The organism is Acidobacteriota bacterium (assembly GCA_034211275.1).
In the GTDB taxonomy this organism is placed as follows: domain Bacteria; phylum Acidobacteriota; class Thermoanaerobaculia; order Multivoradales; family JAHZIX01; genus JAGQSE01.
Window position 1 is genome coordinate 1 of sequence record JAXHTF010000381.1, and the last position, 1795, is coordinate 1795.

The 1795-nt window shown below is 63.2% G+C and carries 2 protein-coding genes; both read left to right on the forward strand.

Annotated features, from left to right (window positions below; translation table 11 throughout):
- Positions 1–187, forward strand: a 187-nt coding sequence (locus SX243_26175) for an integrase (protein MDY7096474.1), incomplete at its 5' end; no start/stop codon positions are given.
- A 61-nt stretch (positions 188–248) separates the two neighbouring features.
- A protein-coding gene (locus SX243_26180) for an IS3 family transposase (protein ID MDY7096475.1) occupies positions 249–1359 on the forward strand; the annotation gives its coding sequence in 2 pieces (ribosomal slippage) (positions 249–521 and positions 523–1359; 1110 coding nt in all).
- The last annotated feature ends 436 nt before the right edge of the window (positions 1360–1795 follow it).

The window sequence follows — 1795 nt, forward strand, 5'->3', positions numbered from 1 at the left end:
GTTGGTCGCAAGGCTTTTGGCGGCCGAAAGCCAGCTCGCTGTGCTCCAACAGGGCATCGAGGAGAAGAAAAGACCGAAGCCGAGATTCAGCTCAGCCTTCCGGCTCCTCTGGGCTCTTTTCTATCGCCTCTGGCCTGACTGGCGAGAGGCCACTTATCTGATGCAGCCCGATACTGTCGTCAAGTGAGCTGGTCCCCAAAAACTGGACCATCGGCTAAGGTGGATCTCATGGGCAGAAGGAAGGTACGATGAGGTCCATGAGACGCAAGATTGAGCCGGCATTGAAGGCCAAGGTCGCCGTCGAGGCGCTGAAGCGCGAGAAGACGGTGGCGGAGATCGCGAGCCAGTTCGGGGTGCACCCCAATCAGGTGTCGCAGTGGCGCAAGAAGGCGCTGGAGGCGCTGCCCGGGGTCTACTCGTCGCGGCAGAAGAAGAAGGACCGCGACAGCGCCGAGCTGATCGCCGAGCTTTACCGCCAGATCGGGGAGCTGAAGGTCGAGCGGGACTGGCTGAAAAAAAAATCTGAGCAGCTCGACGGGTGAGAAGCGGATGCTGATCGACACCGACCATGCGGATCTGTCGGTCCGCCGGCAATGCGACTTGATCGGGTTGCCGCGTTCGACCTTGTACTACGAGCCGTGCGGGGAGACGCCGTACAATCTGCATCTGATGCGGCTGCTCGACGAGCAGTACCTCCGGACGCCGTTCTTCGGTACACGGCGCATGACGGGGTGGCTGCGGCGCGAGGGCTACGATGTGAATCGGAAGCGCGTGCGGCGCCTCATGCGGCTGATGGGCCTGGAGGCGGTCTACCCGAAGCCTCGACTCTCGAAGAGCCATCCAGAGCATCACCGATACCCGTATTTACTCCGAGAGGTCGAGGTTATCCGGCCCGATCAGGTCTGGGCGACGGACATCACGTACATACCGATGCATCGAGGCTTTGCGTATCTCATGGCCATCATGGACTGGTACAGCCGCTTCGTGGTGGCCTGGGAGATGGATGTGACGCTGGAGGGCGGCTTCTGCCTCGAGGCTCTCGACCGTGCTCTCTTGGCCGGGGTCTGCGAGATCTTCAATTCCGATCAGGGAAGCCAGTTTACGAGCCAGGCCTTCACGAGTCGGCTGCTGGAGCGGAACATCCGGATCAGCATGGACGGCCGCGGCCGCGTCTACGACAATATCTTCGTCGAGCGGCTGTGGCGCTCGGTGAAGTACGAGGAGGTCTACCTGAAGAGCTACGTCGCCGTGCGGGAGGCTCGGCAGGAGATCGGCCGGTATTTGGATTTCTACAACCGGGAGCGTCCGCATCAGTCGCTTCGCGACCGGACGCCCGCGGAGGTTTACTTCGAGCGGTAGGGCGCGGCGTAACGCGGCCGGCCTAAGACGATGTTTCGAGAACGGGAGCCGAGCAGATCGCCGGCTCAGGTATGAACGGGGAGCAGAGCGCGAGTGACGGCGATGCGACCGAGATGGCCACGGGGACGGACGGGACTCTCCACGAGCTTTCAAGCCCCTTCCCCCTCGACCCCCATCCCCCCGGGGGGCTCCGCCCCCCGGACCGCAGCGCTCCGCTTGAGCTCCGCCAGGGGCTCCGCTCCGCGCTGCTCCCCCCGGCAGAGATCCACCTTAAAAGTCCCGGTTTGTGGTCCAATGATTGGGGACCACCTCAGTGATCCGCTCGCGTGTCGAGTTCTTGCGCGAGGACGAGCGGATTCACAACGAGCTGCGGGAGGAATGGAAGCGCCGGACAAAGGCCGGCGAGGACCTCCCCGCGTTCCTGGTCTGGGCCGCG